Origin of the sequence: Pontibacter deserti (genome assembly GCF_023630255.1) — a bacterium.
GTDB classification, from domain to species: Bacteria; Bacteroidota; Bacteroidia; order Cytophagales; family Hymenobacteraceae; genus Pontibacter; species Pontibacter deserti.
Genome location: NZ_JALPRS010000001.1, coordinates 283,649 through 298,079, shown reverse-complemented (window position 1 = coordinate 298,079; position 14,431 = coordinate 283,649). Strand labels below are relative to the sequence as shown.

Here is a 14,431-nt window from a genome sequence, read left to right as displayed (position 1 = left end):
GTATAAACTAAGGGATTTGTACTTATAGTTAGTCTTCAATCAGGATGCCCATTTTGCCTAACTGGTAGTCACGCATGGCCTGCATTACTTCCAGTTGAGTATTCATCACAAAAGGCCCGTACATAGATACTTCTTCATCTATCGGTTCGCCGGCAAGCAGCAAAATGCGGGTATCTTCTTTAGCGGTTATGGTACAGCCTTCACCATCAGTATTAAATTCAACAGCATTATAGCCATCAACCAATCCATATCCCTTTATCATTACCTGTCCATCGAGCAAGTATAGCACTGCATTATAGCTTTCCGGAATTGGCACTTCGCAGGTAGCACCGGCTTTCATGGTCAGGCGCAGGATGAGCAGTGGCGTCAGGGTCTTGATCGGCCCTTTCACCTTCTGAAACTTTCCGGTTACAACCTGTAGTTCGTAGTTATCGCCTGTTACCACGGGTGTTTCATTAGCCTGCAAAGGCTGGTAATTTGGCTGGCTCATTTTATACTTGCGAGGCAGATTTACCCATATCTGAATGATCTCCTGCACCCCGCCCCGCTCCTGTATGTCGTGCGGTGGACGTTCACTATGCATAATGCCCATGCCTGCATCCATCCATTGTGTGCCACCTTCATAAACAATGCTGTTGTTACGCCTGGAGTCACGGTGATGCACACCGCCTTTGTAAATGAACGTTACCGGAGAAAAACCCCGGTGCGGGTGTGGCCCTATTCCGGCTTTGCGCGGATCTATATCCGGTGAGACGGTAGTTGTATGGTGGTGCAGCAACAGGAACGGATCGATCTGGTCTACCTGCTCTGTAGGAAATGGTTGGCGTACAGGTGTACCATTCATATCTACTTCTTCTCCGTAAAGCAGGCGTGCTACTGTTCTGTTTTTCATGGCAGATATAGTTATACTTCCTAAACTACGGGATCAGCTTTAAAACTATCTGGTTTTTCAGAAACAATTATACCTGTAAACTACTGTATAACAGAAAGGCCGACACTTCAGCCGGCCTTTCTGTTACTTTATATTTATCAGGAGTTCCACCTGTTGTTCGGATCATAATTACTGTAGCCGCCACGGTCGGAGTAACTTCCACTACTACCGGAACTATAGTTATCAGCACTGTAGGTCTTATACTTCGTTCCGCTCTCAAAGCCGCCACCGCCCATGCTGCCGTAACCGCCGTAGTTACCTGATGAACTGCCATAGGTATCGCGGCCCCATGAGCCGCCTTGGTTACCACTTCCATAGCCGGTACCACCTCCATAGTTCTGACCGCCATAGGTGCTGCCTGTTCCCATTCCAGCGCTTATACCTTCATACCCATACTGGTCTCCGAAACGGCTTCGGCTATAGTTTGGTACTCCCCTGTCTGAGTGAACTGATATATTGCCGCGGCCACCACCGTAACCTGACATCGATACATAATCATCTGCGTTTCCGCCACCGCCGCTCATGTTGTTGTACCCGGATGAACCGCCGAAGCCGCCGTGCGAACTATAGTTTGAGCCGCCAAATGCGGAGCCACTGTAGCCACTTGTTCTGCCGGATCCGTACCCCTGCTGCTGCAATATTTCTCTGTCACGCTCCATACGGGCAACATAATCTGTATCATCGTAGCGGCTACCATACCCCCCTAACCTCGAAACACCATACCCACGACGAAGGTCATCTGAAGTATAGCGGTTGCTTTGGTTATCGCTATAGTTTCTGTCTGTGCCATAGCTGCGGCGTCGGTACTCTTCATCTCTGTCGTGGGTACTGCGGTAGCGGTTTTCGTAGTCGCGGCCAAAATCTCCATCACGTGAGGAGCGGTCCCAGTCTCTGCGGTTTTCAGAACCTAAGCCGCTGTGGTAATAATTATCTCTTTCGTATCTTTCCATAGCTTATACTTTAGTTTATAGTTTGCCTTAAAAAACAGAACCCACTCACGGGGAGCAGGCTCTGTATACTTTCATAAATTGTTTATCGGTAGCGTTCTTCGTTGTTGCGGTCCCAGCTTGGGTTATAGTTGCTTCTGTTGCCATAAGTGCTGCGTTCGCGGTCCAGGTCTCGCTCATCATATTCTGTAGAGCCATATCCCTGTGGCATTCCTCTGAAAGACCTGTCGTAGCCACGGCTGCGGTCAGAACTGTCTCTGCCATAATCGCGGGAACTGTAGTCTGAATCTCTGTCGTGGCCACGGCCGCCGGTGTTGTAGTGCCCGCGGCTGCTATAATCTGGTTCACGGCTTCCGGCAAAACTGCCATAGTTGCGGCTGCCATAATCTATGTAATCTTCACTGCCACCAGTTCTGTATCTGTTGCTTTCACGGTTTCGGTCATAGTCCTGGCGATGCTGGCTACCATAATCGGAATGGCCGTACGCAGAGCCGCCACCATAGGTACTACCTCCTTCGCCGTAGCGTGTGCCGCCACTCATGTCGCCATAAGCATGTGCGCCAAAATTACGGGACCTGCTGTAGCCGCGCTCACGGCTGTCGTTGTCTGCATCACGGTAATAGTCGTTGCCACGCATGCTTCGGCCTGCCCCCATTTCACGTCCGCCATCTTTCCCAACCGATCTGTTCTGGTTATCATAATCGCTGGTGTAGCCCCCGTCAGAGCTTGTACCATAATACCCACCATAAGAACGGTCGCGTCTATACTGATTGTCTCTCTCCATAGTTTATAGGTTTAAGCGTAAAACATTCCTAGTATAAACGAAGTCCCGGGCTGCCGGTTATGTTCTATACTTTTAATTGCCTGACTTTTACAGTTGTTTAAAGGTTATTTAATGCTTCCATCCGCCAGAACTCTAGCTAAAGTATGGCAGTATACTTCCAGTATTGTTTATACTTTATACATGGAGCAGAAGATCTACATTGGCACATCGGGGTGGCATTACAAACACTGGATGGGCACCTTTTACCCACCTGAAGTAAAGAGTAAAAACTTTACAGACTACTACACCCGGTTCTTCAGTACTGTTGAGATCAACAACTCCTTTTATAAACTACCCACTGCCGAAACTTTTGCCAGCTGGCGTGCCTGCGTACCGGATGATTTTATTTTTGCCGTGAAGGCCAGCCGTTACATTACCCACATGAAAAAGCTGAAGGATCCGCAGGAAGGGTTAAGCCGCTTTTTCAATAACGTAAACAAACTGGAAGAAAAGCTGGGGCCGATCCTGTTTCAGCTGCCGCCTATGTGGGGAGTAAACCTGGACCGTCTGCATGATTTTCTGAAGCTGCTCCCGCCTTATTACCGCTATACTTTTGAGTTCCGGCACCCGAGCTGGTACACACCGGAAGTATATGCCCTGCTGCAAAATTACAATGCAGCGTTCTGCATTTATGAACTGGAATACCATATGTCGCCGCTGGAAGTAACCGCTGATTTTGTATATGTGCGACTGCATGGGCCGGGAGCCAAATACCAGGGAAGTTACTCCGAAGAAGCACTGCAGTGGTGGGCTGCCAAATGTATGGAATGGCAACAGCAGGGGCTTGATGTTTATGTGTACTTTGATAACGACCAGCTAGGCTATGCCGCCTTTAATGCACAGCGTTTACAGGCTATAGTTCAGGAACAAAACAGGCCGCAAAAGCCGTTATAATTCGATTGCTGCGCCTGATTTAACTGACCTGAAACAATAGGTTTGCAGCATGGTTAATTAAACAAGAAAAGGCTATGGATGCTCGCCTGTTGCCCTTACATTTACGGCATCAGCAGCAGCTGAAATAACCATAAAATACTAGTTAAATGTTAACAACAGATATATGTATAGTTGGCGCAGGCCCCGTGGGCCTGTTTGCTGTATTTGAGGCAGGCTTGCTTAAAATGCGCTGCCATGTAATTGATGCGTTGCCTACTGTAGGCGGGCAGTTAGCAGAGATTTACCCTAAAAAACCGATCTACGATATACCTGGATTCCCGGAAGTTCTGGCCGGCGACCTTGTGAAGAACCTGGAGAAACAGATAGAACCTTTTCATCCTACTTTTACACTGGGCGAGCGCGTAGAGCACCTGCACAAACAGGACGATGGTAGCTTTATAGTAGAAACCTCGGAAGGCACTAAAGTAGCCTGCAAAGTAGTTGTGATCGCGGGTGGATTAGGTTCTTTTGAGCCACGTAAACCTGCCATTGAGCAACTGGAAGATTTTGAAGGAAAAGGTGTTGCCTACATGGTAAAAGATCCGGAGAAATTCCGTAGCAAACGAGTGGTTTTGGCCGGTGGTGGCGACTCTGCCCTCGACTGGACTATTTTCCTGTCTGGTGTAGCAGAAGAACTAACGCTGGTGCATCGTGGTACTACGTTCAGAGGCGTGCCTGAGTCGGCGGAGAAAGTAGTAAGTATGGCTGAAGAAGGCCACATTAAACTGCTGCTGAAATCCAATGTAACAGAAGTGCATGGCAACGGTAAACTAAATGCCGTAACCGTACTGATCGACAACGAAACAGAACACACCATAGAAGCAGATTACTTTATACCTTTGTTTGGTCTTGTGCCAAAGCTGGGGCCCATCGAAAACTGGGGACTGGAGCTGGATAAAGGAGCTATTAAAGTTGATACTTTTGATTACTCCACCAATATAGAAGGTGTTTATGCGATCGGTGACATCAACACTTACCCGGGCAAACTTAAGCTTATACTTTGCGGATTTCATGAGGCTGCCCTGATGGCCCAAAGCGCTTATAACATCATAAACCCAGGTAAAAAGTATGTACTGAAGTACACCACCGTTAACGGCATACAGGAACTATAACTTACTATGGAAGAAGCAATAAAAATTATAGTAGAGACCCAGGCTGGCGAACGTGTAGAGCTGGAAGCCCCTACGGATATGGGCCTGTCGGTGATGGAAGTTATGAAAGCCAATGAGTTGGAGGTACCTGCTATTTGTGGTGGCATGGCCATTTGCGCTACCTGCCATGTAGAAGTACTGGAAAGCGGCGATCTACCTGAAATGAACGACGACGAGGCGTATATGCTCGAAACGCTTCCTCATGCTACAGGGTCAAGCCGCCTGTCGTGCCAGCTAAGGGTAACACCTGAGCTGGATGGACTGGTTGTTCGCCTGATGCCGGAAGCCTAAGAAGCTTAAAGTATAGAAAAGGTGTCTTGTAAAATTTACAAGGCACCTTTTTTCGTTTCATATCTTTGGGGTAGTTCACTTATACTTCAGCAGCTTATTGCCTGATGTATTTCTTGATACAATGTGCTGAACCTGTATTCTCTGCAAAAGGATGAAAGTCTTTGAGAAGTATAACCTTAAAACCTAGTCGCTCCCAGATCAGCCTGTTCTCCTGGTCTGTTCGCTCAAGCTCCTGCCAGTTTCCGTGCCCGTAAGTTGGTAGCCAGACGGTATTATCTCCTTCTGGTTTTATCTCCACCAAAGCATTGTTGTAGCTGGCAAAATACCACTTCCTTAGTTTTATTTCAGGATCATCTACATACACCATGGGCAGCGGATTCCGGACCACTTCAAATCCAAGGCGGTCAAGTATTGCGGCAATTTCATCAAAAGCATCGGGGGTGGTAAGTATATCATCCGGCTGAAAAACAAGTCCAGCTGCCATGCGTGGATCTCCTACCAATAACTGGTATTTGCCTTCGCTGTTACGGCCTGCCAGGGTAATAAACATATCGATATGGAAAACAGGCTGCACAGTACCTTCCCCGTTCTTCAGAAATACCTTCTCTGTCCATTCTTCTCCATTTAACTTAAAGGCACATTGCGCCTGATAGGGTAACTGCATGGCACTCCCGACAAAGTATAAACTCCGTTCTTTGTCGATATATTTCTGGAAAAGGTCGGCTACTATGGTACCTATTGTCTGGTGGTTTCGTAACTGATCGCTGCTCCAGTCGCGAAAGGTATCCACTGCATGATCTGCTCCCAGCAATATAAAATCATCCCCTACCAGCATGTTTCCACCCTCAAAGTATAAAGGCACTTTAGAAAGCTTCCAGCCAAATGCTTCGCTTACCCGGTAACCTATGTTTCCGTCGGAGGTACGCCTGTGCGAATGCGGTTGCACCAGGTAGAGTTCTTTTCCGTTGCCTTCCACTACAAGCTCAAAACTGTCTTCAGCCCAAATAGTCATCTGGTATTTGTCCGGAACGGCATGTAACCTTGTTCTCTCCTGCAACCCCTGGGCATCTATCCAGTTTTTCAGGCTATCTGTAATGGTTTCATGTGCCAGTATGTATAAGATTGTATAATTTGGCAGCTTAAGCAGCAGGTCCTGGTATACCTCCCAAATAGGGTTTTTATCGCCGGTAAACGCATAGGCCGGTACAGTAAATACAATGCCAGTTAGGGCACCATCGGAAGTAGGTACCAGCGCAGGGTTAGAAGGCACTAGCATATAATCCTGGAGAATGCTGATGGCCATACAGCGCTTCCGCATTCCCTCCTCGCTAATATCCTGATCCACCTCCTGCAGCATCTCGGGTATGGCACGGTAGTATCTGGGTTTAAGTGGGTAAGGTTGTTCCGGCATGGGCTCTGATTTATACTTGTTGATGTATCATTCCTTTACGGCCAGCCCAGAGCCATAGTAGTATAATAATTATCTCTCCTGCTGCATCCAGCAAATATACATCCCATATCACATCGTTCAGGGCGTAGTATACATCTATACCTGTAAGCCCTGCAGCACCGGCTATACCCAGCCACTTTATCTCTGGGGTTACTCTCCTGCTTACACCGGCTGCCAATAAAATTCCGCCAATCACAATAATGAGCACAGCAACGGTATATAGCAGCCAGATATCCTGCTTAGGACCTGTAACTGCCAGAAAACTGCCTAAATGTATAAAGGGCCATACACCGGTAATAAACCAGTAAAGGCCCTGTAATATGGCAACCGTTGATACTTTCATATAGCAGGATCAGGCATGTAGTTGTTCGAAGGTTGGGATGATAAATGTTTCCTTATCAGCCATCAGGTGCACTTCCAGTCCGCAAACAGAAAAAGGTTGTCCTGTTTTTATTTCGTGGATAGTGGATTTGGTAATATTCATCCCGTCTACTACTGTTACAAGTCCTGTACCTACTACTTCCACATTTTTCCCGTTGGTAACAAATATAGCGGTATCTTCTTCCAGGCCTATGCCAATGCAACCCGGATTGGTAGCAATACATTGTGCCATCCTGATGATACGCCCGCGCTGTATAAAATGTGTATCAATAGCGATGTTTTTAAGGAACTCCAGACCAGTTGTTATGCGCACATCCCCCTTCAGCATACCTTTGTTGGTTTCTCCTTCATAAATCATAGGAGTTGATAATGCTGCAGCACCGGCACTGGTACCAGCAATTATAAAATCATCGTAGGTGTATCGCTCCTTAATTTTCTCTAAAAAGCGTGTTCCGCCAAGTATGGCGGTTAGTTTTAATTGGTCTCCACCTGTAAACATCACGCCTGCTGCCCGACTTATAATGTCGCAGTTTTCTTCCTTCTGGGCATCCACCCTATTGCGTATATCTATTACCTGTACATCTTTTACTCCCAGATCTGTGAATACATCCACATAACTTTTCGCGCTTTCTTCAGGCTCACCTGAAGCGGTAGGTATAACTGCAACCAATGGGTTGTCGCCTTTTAGTTCTTCTACAAAGCGCTTTAGAATTTCCTGGCTTATAAAGTCGATGCTCAGGCGCTGTACTTCTGTTTGTTCCTGCTCTTCTTCGCCTTTACTTTCTTTGCCACCTATAGCCAATAATTTACCTTTCGGAAACGGCAGCGCAGAAGTATTTTTATCTTTAGAGTTACTACTTATATTTACTTTTTTCTTTGCCATTTTTCTATAAGTTTTAGGTTGTTTATTGGTGCTTATGGTTTTTTAAAACTTACTATTCTTGCCACTACAGAGTCTTTATCCGATGGTTGGCCCGAAAAGATTACCCAGCCTTCCTGCTTGGAGTCCTTCGGGGAAAATGCTGTCATCAACTCTGCCTTTTCCTTTTCTTTTCCATCGGTATAAAGTATAAACTCAGTAATCACTTCCTCGGCAGTGGAACCGCCCTTATTATAAACTGCTACCTGGTAGCGGTTAGGCGCCATAACCGACGGGTCAGGTTGTGCTTCGGCGTACACGTCAGGATCCTGGGCCTTGTAACTGCTTACCTGGTATACCAGATATCCCAATATACTGAGCAGCAGCAGCAGACTTACACAAAATACCAGCCATTCCAGCCAGTTTTTTTCGTCAGGGTTATGCTTCCTTTTAGCTTTATCGGTGGTCATGATTCGCTACTTAATCAGAAGTCTTCCAGCCGATGCTCCCAACGACGATAATACCCCCAGCACTACAGTCATTTGCATACCCGTCCAAAAGCTGACACCATCAAACCTGCCAAAGAACCAGAGCACAAATGCCGAAGCTATCAATGCCACCAAGTAACTTACACAGGTATCGAAGGTGAGCCAGAAAAAGAAGTCTTTGGATGGTTGCCGCGCAGTTCCTTTAAAGTCGCTGAAGTATACCACAACTATACTTAACAACAACGAGGCTGCCGCCATTAATAAAATGTGCAACGGCAATGCTTCCACAGCAATCATAATTACTTCCTCGGTTGGGGCAACATTACCACCAATCAGTATAGCGCCGCAAAATGCCAGCACTACCATCCCGAACCTGCCGGGTTCTTTCTCCGCTTCCAGTTCTTCGTTAGTCTCCCGCTCCTCTTCCTCAAAATCATCGGAGCTTAGCTGTGCCGTACCAATTGATACACCTATCGACACTGCCATTGCCTCGATGATGGTTTTACCCATTATCTCGCTCAGCGCCATCTCACCGGGCCGGAGCCGGTTTAGCATAAACAGCACCACAAACGACAATAGTACGCCAATGCCCATCTCTTCTACCGAGTCGATCATGATGCTGCGCCACGAAACTCCTGGCCGCATACCGGCATACCGGTTATAGCCAAGCAACAACAGATACGTTACTAATACCAGTATAAGCAGCTGCTCTGGCGTGGCAGTAAAGCCGGCCCACCATACTTCCATAGTAAACAACAACGGAAAGCTGAACAATAAGCCCCCTGTTATGCCACGTGCATATTCTTTCAGAGATTTCCTTAACGGGCGGTTACCAATGATCCGGTTTACATTCAATTTTGTACTATACTTATTTTCTGGAAGTATACGCACAAGGTTAAATAAAGTATGTCCACGTACCTGATCAAGATGTCTACTAAAATATATTTACCAACCGTAACCATATCAAAAATTGTAATATACTAAGCAACTTTTACTGTAACAGTTGTCATAAAACATCGAAATGTTTTGTAGCAAATAATTTAAAGCCACCTGCTCTTTTCTTTATTTGCGCTACCTAACTATGTATAATGTAAGAGCTTGGTAAGGATACAATTTTATTGCCATTGCCAAGGCATTACAATTTGTACGCTTGTCTTAACATTGGAAACTCTTTCTGGGCAAGAATTAAGATTTTATACCATTAAAATACCGGCTAATACCTTACTACTAAGTATGAATCCGGAGCAGTTGTAGCAATTCTTCCATTTTCAGTGTTTATATTGTGTTATAACTATGTTTCTATACTTTTGCAGAAACTAAATATGAAAACAAACATGAAAAAACTTTTAGCAGTGGCTATTTTCGGTCTTGTAAGTACAGGTGCATTCGCTCAAACCACACAAGGTTCTATAGTTGTGTCTGGTTCGGTGAACTTAAGCAAGAACTCTGATGATGTTGGTAACCCCTTTAATTCACAAAGAGCTAATTTAGAAGTTACCACACTTGCAATCAGTCCGCGAGTTGGTTTTATGATCAAAGACGGGATAGAAGTAGGTGCAGCCTTCAATTATGGCCATGAGAAATCAGATTACAGAGTAGACCAATCCTACTCTGACTACATCAGAAATAGCAAAAAGAATGTAATTGGTTTAGGAGTTTACCTGCAGAAGTATTTTATGCTAAGTGAAAAAGTTGCAGTAACAGGTATGGGTACTGCAGGCTTTAATACGGGTAAAACAAAACTGGAAAGTGGAGACGCTACTTTATGGAAATCAGAAACCGAATCGAAAGAATATTATGTCGCCATTGAGCCGGGTATTACATTCTTCCCGACAGAAAAGATTGGTATAAGTGCCACATTCGGTTCACTATTTTATAACAAGCTGGAAGAAGAACCAGATAGTGAGAATGGCAAATCAACTTACACAGATTTCGGACTCGACTTAAGTAACCGTACTTTGGGCATTGGCTTCAGCTACTATATCAGCCGCTAATTTTTAATAAAGCCAGAAGCAAAAAGGCCTGTGCAGGTATAACCTGCACAGGCCTTTTTATTTTATGCTATACTTGATGAAAGTATAAACAATTAACAATTCTCAATCAGCAGTCAATTTTACCAGCCACTAGCCAGCACATCAGCAATGTGCATGGTTCTGATCGGTTTCTTTTGCTTCTGAATATAAGCTTCGAGGTGCATCAGGCAGCTGCTGTCTGTGGATACTATAAACTCTGCCCCGGTAGCCAGGGCATTGTCTACTTTCTGTTCAGCCATAGCCGACGAAATAGCTTCGAATTTTACGGCAAAGGTACCGCCAAAACCGCAGCAGGTCTCATTGTCTTCCATCTCTACCAGCTCAAAACCATCTACATTTTCCAGTAGTGCTCTCGGGCCTGCTTTGATACCGCATTCGCGCAGGGCGCTGCAAGAGTCGTGATAGGTAGCTTTGCCCGGCAAGGAAGCGCCAGATATAGCTGTTATGCCCAATACATCGGTCAGGAATTCGGTGAATTCGTACACCTTTTTCTGCATAGCCCTATACTTTACCAGGCTCGACGACTTTACAAAAATATCCTGGTAAGCATTGCGTACCATGCCTACACAAGATGCCGAAGGCGCTACAATATAATGCGAGCTCTCGTTCGAGAAATCATCTAAAAACTTGTTGGCAACTTCGCGGGCTTCGCTAAAGAAACCGGCGTTAAAAGCAGGCTGCCCGCAGCAGGTTTGGTTAGGGTTATAGTTTACCTCGCAGCCTACGCTCTCCAGTACTTTTACCATGTTCATCCCGGTTTGCGGAAACATCTGGTCCACAAAGCAGGGTATGAAAATATCTACAATTATCTTTTTTGCCATATGTTAAGAAAACACAGCCCCAGACTGTGCAATGGCCGCATCAAGTGCAGCTTTATTAAGGTTCAAATTTACACCAATCGTGGTAAAGTAAGCTACTAAATTTTCGGTGGCCATATTTCCTACCAGTTCATCCTTTGCCATCGGGCATCCACCAAACCCCCTGATAGCTCCATCGAAACGGCGGCAACCGGAAGTATAAGCTGCTTCTACTTTTTCCTGCCAGGTGGTGGGGGTAGTATGCAGGTGCGCACCAAACTCAATGTGTTTAAATTCAGGAATAAGAGAACCGAAAAGATAGCTGATGTTATCCGGGTTAGAAACGCCGATGGTATCAGAAAGCGAAATGATCTTTACCTGCAGCTTATCCAGCTCCTTAACGAAGTGAAGTACTGTCTCCGTATCCCAAGGGTCGTTGTACGGATTACCGAAACCCATGGAGATGTAAGTTACCAACGTTTTATTGTGCTTATGGCAGATATCCTGTATCTGAGCCAGCTGCACCATTGCCTCGGCTATACTTTTGTTGGTATTGCGCTGCTGAAACGTTTCCGAAACCGACAGCGGGAAGCCCAGGTAATCGATCTGCTTGTGCTGCGCAGCATCTTCGGCACCACGTACATTGGCGATAATAGCCAGCAGTTTTGAGATAGTATTTTCCAGATCCAGGTTGGCCAGTACTTCGGCAGTATCGCTCATCTGCGGAATAGCTTTCGGCGACACAAAGCTTCCAAAATCTATTGTATCAAACCCAACCTGCAGCAACTGGTTTATGTATTCGATTTTAACATCAGTAGGTATAAACTTCTGGAGCCCCTGCATGGCATCGCGCGGGCATTCTATTATCTTCATAGTAGTATCAGCTATACGTTAGCAGGCTGTGTACGAAATTACTTTACAATCAAAGATACAAATTTATAGTATCTGCTTTCCTGTTTTATACTTCAGCATTAATACTTCATCTTTTTCAAAACTTGTTTATATTAAACTACTCTTTCAACAGAGAATACTTTATACACCTATACCCGTCCATTCATGACTCAAATTTCAGGAAGTATAGTTTTGATTACAGGCGGTGCCTCAGGCATCGGTAAACTAATGGGCCGGAAATGCCTGCTACGTGGCGCAAGCCAGCTGGTTATATGGGATGTAAACCCATCGCTTTTAGAACAAACTATAGCTGAATTTGCTGCTGAAGGTTATAATGTTTGGGGTTACTTGGTAGATGTGGCTAATGCACAGGCAGTGCAACAGGCTGCTGAGCAGGTAATACAGGATGTTGGGTTACCAACTATACTTGTTAATAATGCAGGAATTGTGGTAGGCGACCTGTTTCAACAACACAGTTACCTCGACATAGACCGCACCTTAGGTATAAATATAGCAGGCCCTATGTATGTGGCAAAAGCATTTTTAGATGGATTTGTTTCCCGCGGCAGTGGCCATATTGTCAATATTGCATCGGCAGCCGGTTTAACACCAAACCCACGCATGAGCGTATATGCCGCAAGCAAATGGGCTGTTTTGGGCTGGTCTGAGAGTTTACGACTGGAGCTTGAACAACAAAGCAAAAACCTGCATGTAACTACAGTTACGCCAAGCTATATTAATACCGGAATGTTTGCAGGAGCACGCGGCCCGCTACTAACGCCTATACTTGAGCCCAAAGCTGTTTCAGAAGCTATAGTACAAGCTATTGCTGCTAACAGAATTATAGTTCGCAAACCATCTGTTGTGTACCTTCTACCCTTGCTGCGGGGGCTTTTGCCAACACGTTTATTTGACCTTATTGTCGGCAGATTTTTTAACGTATATACTTCTATGGATCACTTTACAGGTCGACCTGCACCAGCGCAATCTGAAACTGATAAAAAGCCTAACCTTTAATATATGGCTATTGCCCCCCCAAACTCTACCGGTCAAGTGTCTCAGGAAGAAATCAAGAAGCGAATACAGGCACTTCTTACATCACAGCGAGCTTTTTTTGCTGATGGCCATACATTACCTGTTGCGTTCAGGAAAGAACAATTGCGCAAACTGCAACGCGTGCTAAAGCAACATGAGCAGGAATTGTTTGATGCCCTTTACGCCGATTTCAGGAAGCCTGCCCTGGAAGCTTTTGGTACCGAAATAGGATTTATAGAACTGGAGCTGAAACTAGCTTTGAAAAGTATCGAAGACTGGGCATGTCCGCGCCGAGTACCGGAAACTCTCATTAATTTCCCTGCACGCAGTTATGTTTACCCGCAACCTTATGGCGTAACCCTGATCATCTCGCCCTGGAATTACCCATTAAATTTATTGTTTACGCCACTAATTGGGGCAATGGCAGCCGGTAACTGTGCTATACTTAAACCATCTGAGATCGCACCCAATACAGCAGCCGTAGTAAACCGCCTTATCACCCAGAATTTTGATGAGCGTTACCTGGCTGTTGTTGAAGGAGGTGTAGAAACATCGCAAGAGCTGCTGGCCCAACGCTTTGATTATATCTTTTTCACGGGAAGTACCCAGGTGGGCCGTATTGTAATGAAAGCTGCCGCCGAATATCTTACGCCGGTAACCTTAGAGCTGGGCGGCAAAAGTCCGGCTATAGTTGTTTCGGATACAGACCTGGAACTGGCAGCACGACGCATCTGCTGGGGAAAATTTCTTAATGCCGGCCAAACCTGTGTAGCTCCTGATTATGTACTGGTGCAGGAAGATGTAAAGGAAGAATTTATACAGCAGATGGCGCAGTGCATCAAAGAGTTTTATGGGGAGCAGCCCCTCAACAGCCCCGACTTTGCCCGTATTATTAACGACAACCACTTTCAGCGGCTCAGCGCCATGCTTACGCCGGAGCATGTTCGTATTGGTGGTGAGACTGATGCTGCAGACCGTTACATTGCCCCTACTGTACTGGACAACATTGCCTGGGATCACCCATCGATGCAGGAAGAGATATTTGGCCCTGTGCTACCAATACTAACGTTTGAAACAATAGATGAAGCCATTAAAATAGTAAACCGACATGAAAAACCATTGGCACTATACTTCTTCTCAGCTAATAAGCTTTACCAGCAACGCATTCTGCATGAAGTAACTTTTGGCGGCGGTTGTATCAACGATACTATTTCTCATCTGGCAAACCCGAACTTACCTTTTGGCGGCGTAGGTAGCAGCGGCTTGGGCAGTTACCACGGCATTGCCAGCTTCGATGTATTCTCTCATCAGAAGAGCGTACTGCATCGTGGCACCTGGCTCGACCTTCCGTTTCGGTACCCGCCTTATGGCAACAAGCTGAATTTGTTACGCCGTTTTTTTAAGTGGCTGTAAGCAATCAG

16 protein-coding genes are annotated in these 14,431 nt (G+C 45.7%); 6 read left to right on the top strand and 10 right to left on the bottom strand.

The genetic code is table 11. The annotated features are described in order from the left end of the window. Positions 1-28: 28 nt before the first annotated feature. From MJ612_RS01280 to MJ612_RS01270, 3 genes are all read right to left on the bottom strand, one after another. Positions 29-892 (bottom strand): pirin family protein, encoded by an 864-nt coding sequence (locus tag MJ612_RS01280; RefSeq protein WP_187028691.1) that lies wholly within the window; start codon positions 890-892, stop codon positions 29-31. 137 nt (positions 893-1,029) lie between these two features. After that, a complete protein-coding gene (locus tag MJ612_RS01275; RefSeq protein WP_187028689.1) occupies positions 1,030-1,881 on the bottom strand; it encodes a hypothetical protein in 852 nt (283 codons plus the stop codon). A gap of 82 nt (positions 1,882-1,963) precedes the next feature. Then, positions 1,964-2,662 (bottom strand): hypothetical protein, encoded by a 699-nt coding sequence (locus tag MJ612_RS01270; protein WP_187028687.1) that lies wholly within the window; start codon positions 2,660-2,662, stop codon positions 1,964-1,966. A gap of 180 nt (positions 2,663-2,842) precedes the next feature. On the opposite strand from MJ612_RS01270, the gene MJ612_RS01265 reads away from it, so the two are divergent. The 3 genes from MJ612_RS01265 (at position 2,843) to MJ612_RS01255 (ending at position 5,076) form a co-directional block, all read left to right on the top strand. Continuing rightward, positions 2,843-3,595, top strand: a complete 753-nt coding sequence (locus MJ612_RS01265; RefSeq protein WP_187028685.1) for a DUF72 domain-containing protein — start codon at positions 2,843-2,845, stop codon at positions 3,593-3,595. 146 nt (positions 3,596-3,741) lie between these two features. After that, entirely contained in the window at positions 3,742-4,746 is a 1,005-nt protein-coding gene (locus MJ612_RS01260; RefSeq protein WP_187028683.1) for an NAD(P)/FAD-dependent oxidoreductase, read from the top strand. Between the two features lie 6 nt (positions 4,747-4,752). Then, positions 4,753-5,076 carry a 2Fe-2S iron-sulfur cluster-binding protein gene (locus MJ612_RS01255; protein WP_187028680.1) on the top strand — a complete coding sequence of 108 codons (324 nt, stop codon included), beginning with the start codon at positions 4,753-4,755 and terminating at the stop codon, positions 5,074-5,076. A gap of 94 nt (positions 5,077-5,170) precedes the next feature. On the opposite strand, the gene MJ612_RS01250 is transcribed toward MJ612_RS01255, so the two are convergent. Genes MJ612_RS01250 through MJ612_RS01230 form a run of 5 tightly spaced genes read right to left on the bottom strand, consistent with a single transcriptional unit; the run spans position 5,171 to position 9,145 of the window. Next, positions 5,171-6,487 (bottom strand): hypothetical protein, encoded by a 1,317-nt coding sequence (locus MJ612_RS01250; RefSeq protein ID WP_187028678.1) that lies wholly within the window; start codon positions 6,485-6,487, stop codon positions 5,171-5,173. Positions 6,488-6,497: 10 nt separating this feature from the next. Further along, positions 6,498-6,869: a hypothetical protein gene (locus tag MJ612_RS01245; protein ID WP_187028676.1), complete on the bottom strand. Its 372-nt coding sequence runs from the start codon at positions 6,867-6,869 to the stop codon at positions 6,498-6,500. A gap of 9 nt (positions 6,870-6,878) precedes the next feature. Next, positions 6,879-7,790, bottom strand: coding sequence for a cyanophycinase (locus MJ612_RS01240; protein ID WP_187028675.1), 912 nt, complete (start codon positions 7,788-7,790; stop codon positions 6,879-6,881). 32 nt (positions 7,791-7,822) lie between these two features. Continuing rightward, positions 7,823-8,236, bottom strand: coding sequence for a hypothetical protein (locus MJ612_RS01235; RefSeq protein ID WP_187028673.1), 414 nt, complete (start codon positions 8,234-8,236; stop codon positions 7,823-7,825). Positions 8,237-8,242: 6 nt separating this feature from the next. After that, the gene (locus tag MJ612_RS01230; protein ID WP_250419009.1) at positions 8,243-9,145 is read right to left on the bottom strand and encodes a TIGR02587 family membrane protein; all 903 of its coding nucleotides are present in this window, start codon (positions 9,143-9,145) and stop codon (positions 8,243-8,245) included. Positions 9,146-9,588: 443 nt separating this feature from the next. Here MJ612_RS01230 and MJ612_RS01225 point away from each other — a divergent pair, with 443 nt between their 5' ends. Then, complete coding sequence (locus MJ612_RS01225; protein ID WP_187028671.1) at positions 9,589-10,248, top strand: outer membrane beta-barrel protein; 660 nt, start codon at positions 9,589-9,591, stop codon at positions 10,246-10,248. A 119-nt stretch (positions 10,249-10,367) separates the two neighbouring features. On the opposite strand, the gene MJ612_RS01220 is transcribed toward MJ612_RS01225, so the two are convergent. Together MJ612_RS01220 and MJ612_RS01215 are read right to left on the bottom strand one after the other, a co-directional pair. After that, on the bottom strand, positions 10,368-11,108 hold the full coding sequence (locus MJ612_RS01220) for a (Fe-S)-binding protein (protein ID WP_187028669.1): 741 nt from the start codon (positions 11,106-11,108) through the stop codon (positions 10,368-10,370). Between the two features lie 3 nt (positions 11,109-11,111). Then, a complete protein-coding gene (locus tag MJ612_RS01215) occupies positions 11,112-11,957 on the bottom strand; it encodes a hydroxymethylglutaryl-CoA lyase (protein ID WP_187028667.1) in 846 nt (281 codons plus the stop codon). Between the two features lie 183 nt (positions 11,958-12,140). On the opposite strand from MJ612_RS01215, the gene MJ612_RS01210 reads away from it, so the two are divergent. Together MJ612_RS01210 and MJ612_RS01205 are read left to right on the top strand one after the other, a co-directional pair. Next, positions 12,141-12,992: an SDR family NAD(P)-dependent oxidoreductase gene (locus MJ612_RS01210; RefSeq protein ID WP_187028665.1), complete on the top strand. Its 852-nt coding sequence runs from the start codon at positions 12,141-12,143 to the stop codon at positions 12,990-12,992. 3 nt (positions 12,993-12,995) lie between these two features. After that, complete coding sequence (locus MJ612_RS01205; RefSeq protein ID WP_187028663.1) at positions 12,996-14,423, top strand: aldehyde dehydrogenase; 1,428 nt, start codon at positions 12,996-12,998, stop codon at positions 14,421-14,423. Positions 14,424-14,431 lie beyond the last annotated feature (8 nt).

Coding starts and splice junctions, on each gene's coding strand:
- MJ612_RS01280 (WP_187028691.1), bottom strand. CDS start 892: ATGAAAAACAGAACAGTAGCACGCCTGCTTTACGGAGAAGAAGTAGAT.
- MJ612_RS01275 (WP_187028689.1), bottom strand. CDS start 1,881: ATGGAAAGATACGAAAGAGATAATTATTACCACAGCGGCTTAGGTTCT.
- MJ612_RS01270 (WP_187028687.1), bottom strand. CDS start 2,662: ATGGAGAGAGACAATCAGTATAGACGCGACCGTTCTTATGGTGGGTAT.
- MJ612_RS01265 (WP_187028685.1), top strand. CDS start 2,843: ATGGAGCAGAAGATCTACATTGGCACATCGGGGTGGCATTACAAACAC.
- MJ612_RS01260 (WP_187028683.1), top strand. CDS start 3,742: ATGTTAACAACAGATATATGTATAGTTGGCGCAGGCCCCGTGGGCCTG.
- MJ612_RS01255 (WP_187028680.1), top strand. CDS start 4,753: ATGGAAGAAGCAATAAAAATTATAGTAGAGACCCAGGCTGGCGAACGT.
- MJ612_RS01250 (WP_187028678.1), bottom strand. CDS start 6,487: ATGCCGGAACAACCTTACCCACTTAAACCCAGATACTACCGTGCCATA.
- MJ612_RS01245 (WP_187028676.1), bottom strand. CDS start 6,869: ATGAAAGTATCAACGGTTGCCATATTACAGGGCCTTTACTGGTTTATT.
- MJ612_RS01240 (WP_187028675.1), bottom strand. CDS start 7,790: ATGGCAAAGAAAAAAGTAAATATAAGTAGTAACTCTAAAGATAAAAAT.
- MJ612_RS01235 (WP_187028673.1), bottom strand. CDS start 8,236: ATGACCACCGATAAAGCTAAAAGGAAGCATAACCCTGACGAAAAAAAC.
- MJ612_RS01225 (WP_187028671.1), top strand. CDS start 9,589: ATGAAAAAACTTTTAGCAGTGGCTATTTTCGGTCTTGTAAGTACAGGT.
- MJ612_RS01220 (WP_187028669.1), bottom strand. CDS start 11,108: ATGGCAAAAAAGATAATTGTAGATATTTTCATACCCTGCTTTGTGGAC.
- MJ612_RS01215 (WP_187028667.1), bottom strand. CDS start 11,957: ATGAAGATAATAGAATGCCCGCGCGATGCCATGCAGGGGCTCCAGAAG.
- MJ612_RS01210 (WP_187028665.1), top strand. CDS start 12,141: ATGACTCAAATTTCAGGAAGTATAGTTTTGATTACAGGCGGTGCCTCA.
- MJ612_RS01205 (WP_187028663.1), top strand. CDS start 12,996: ATGGCTATTGCCCCCCCAAACTCTACCGGTCAAGTGTCTCAGGAAGAA.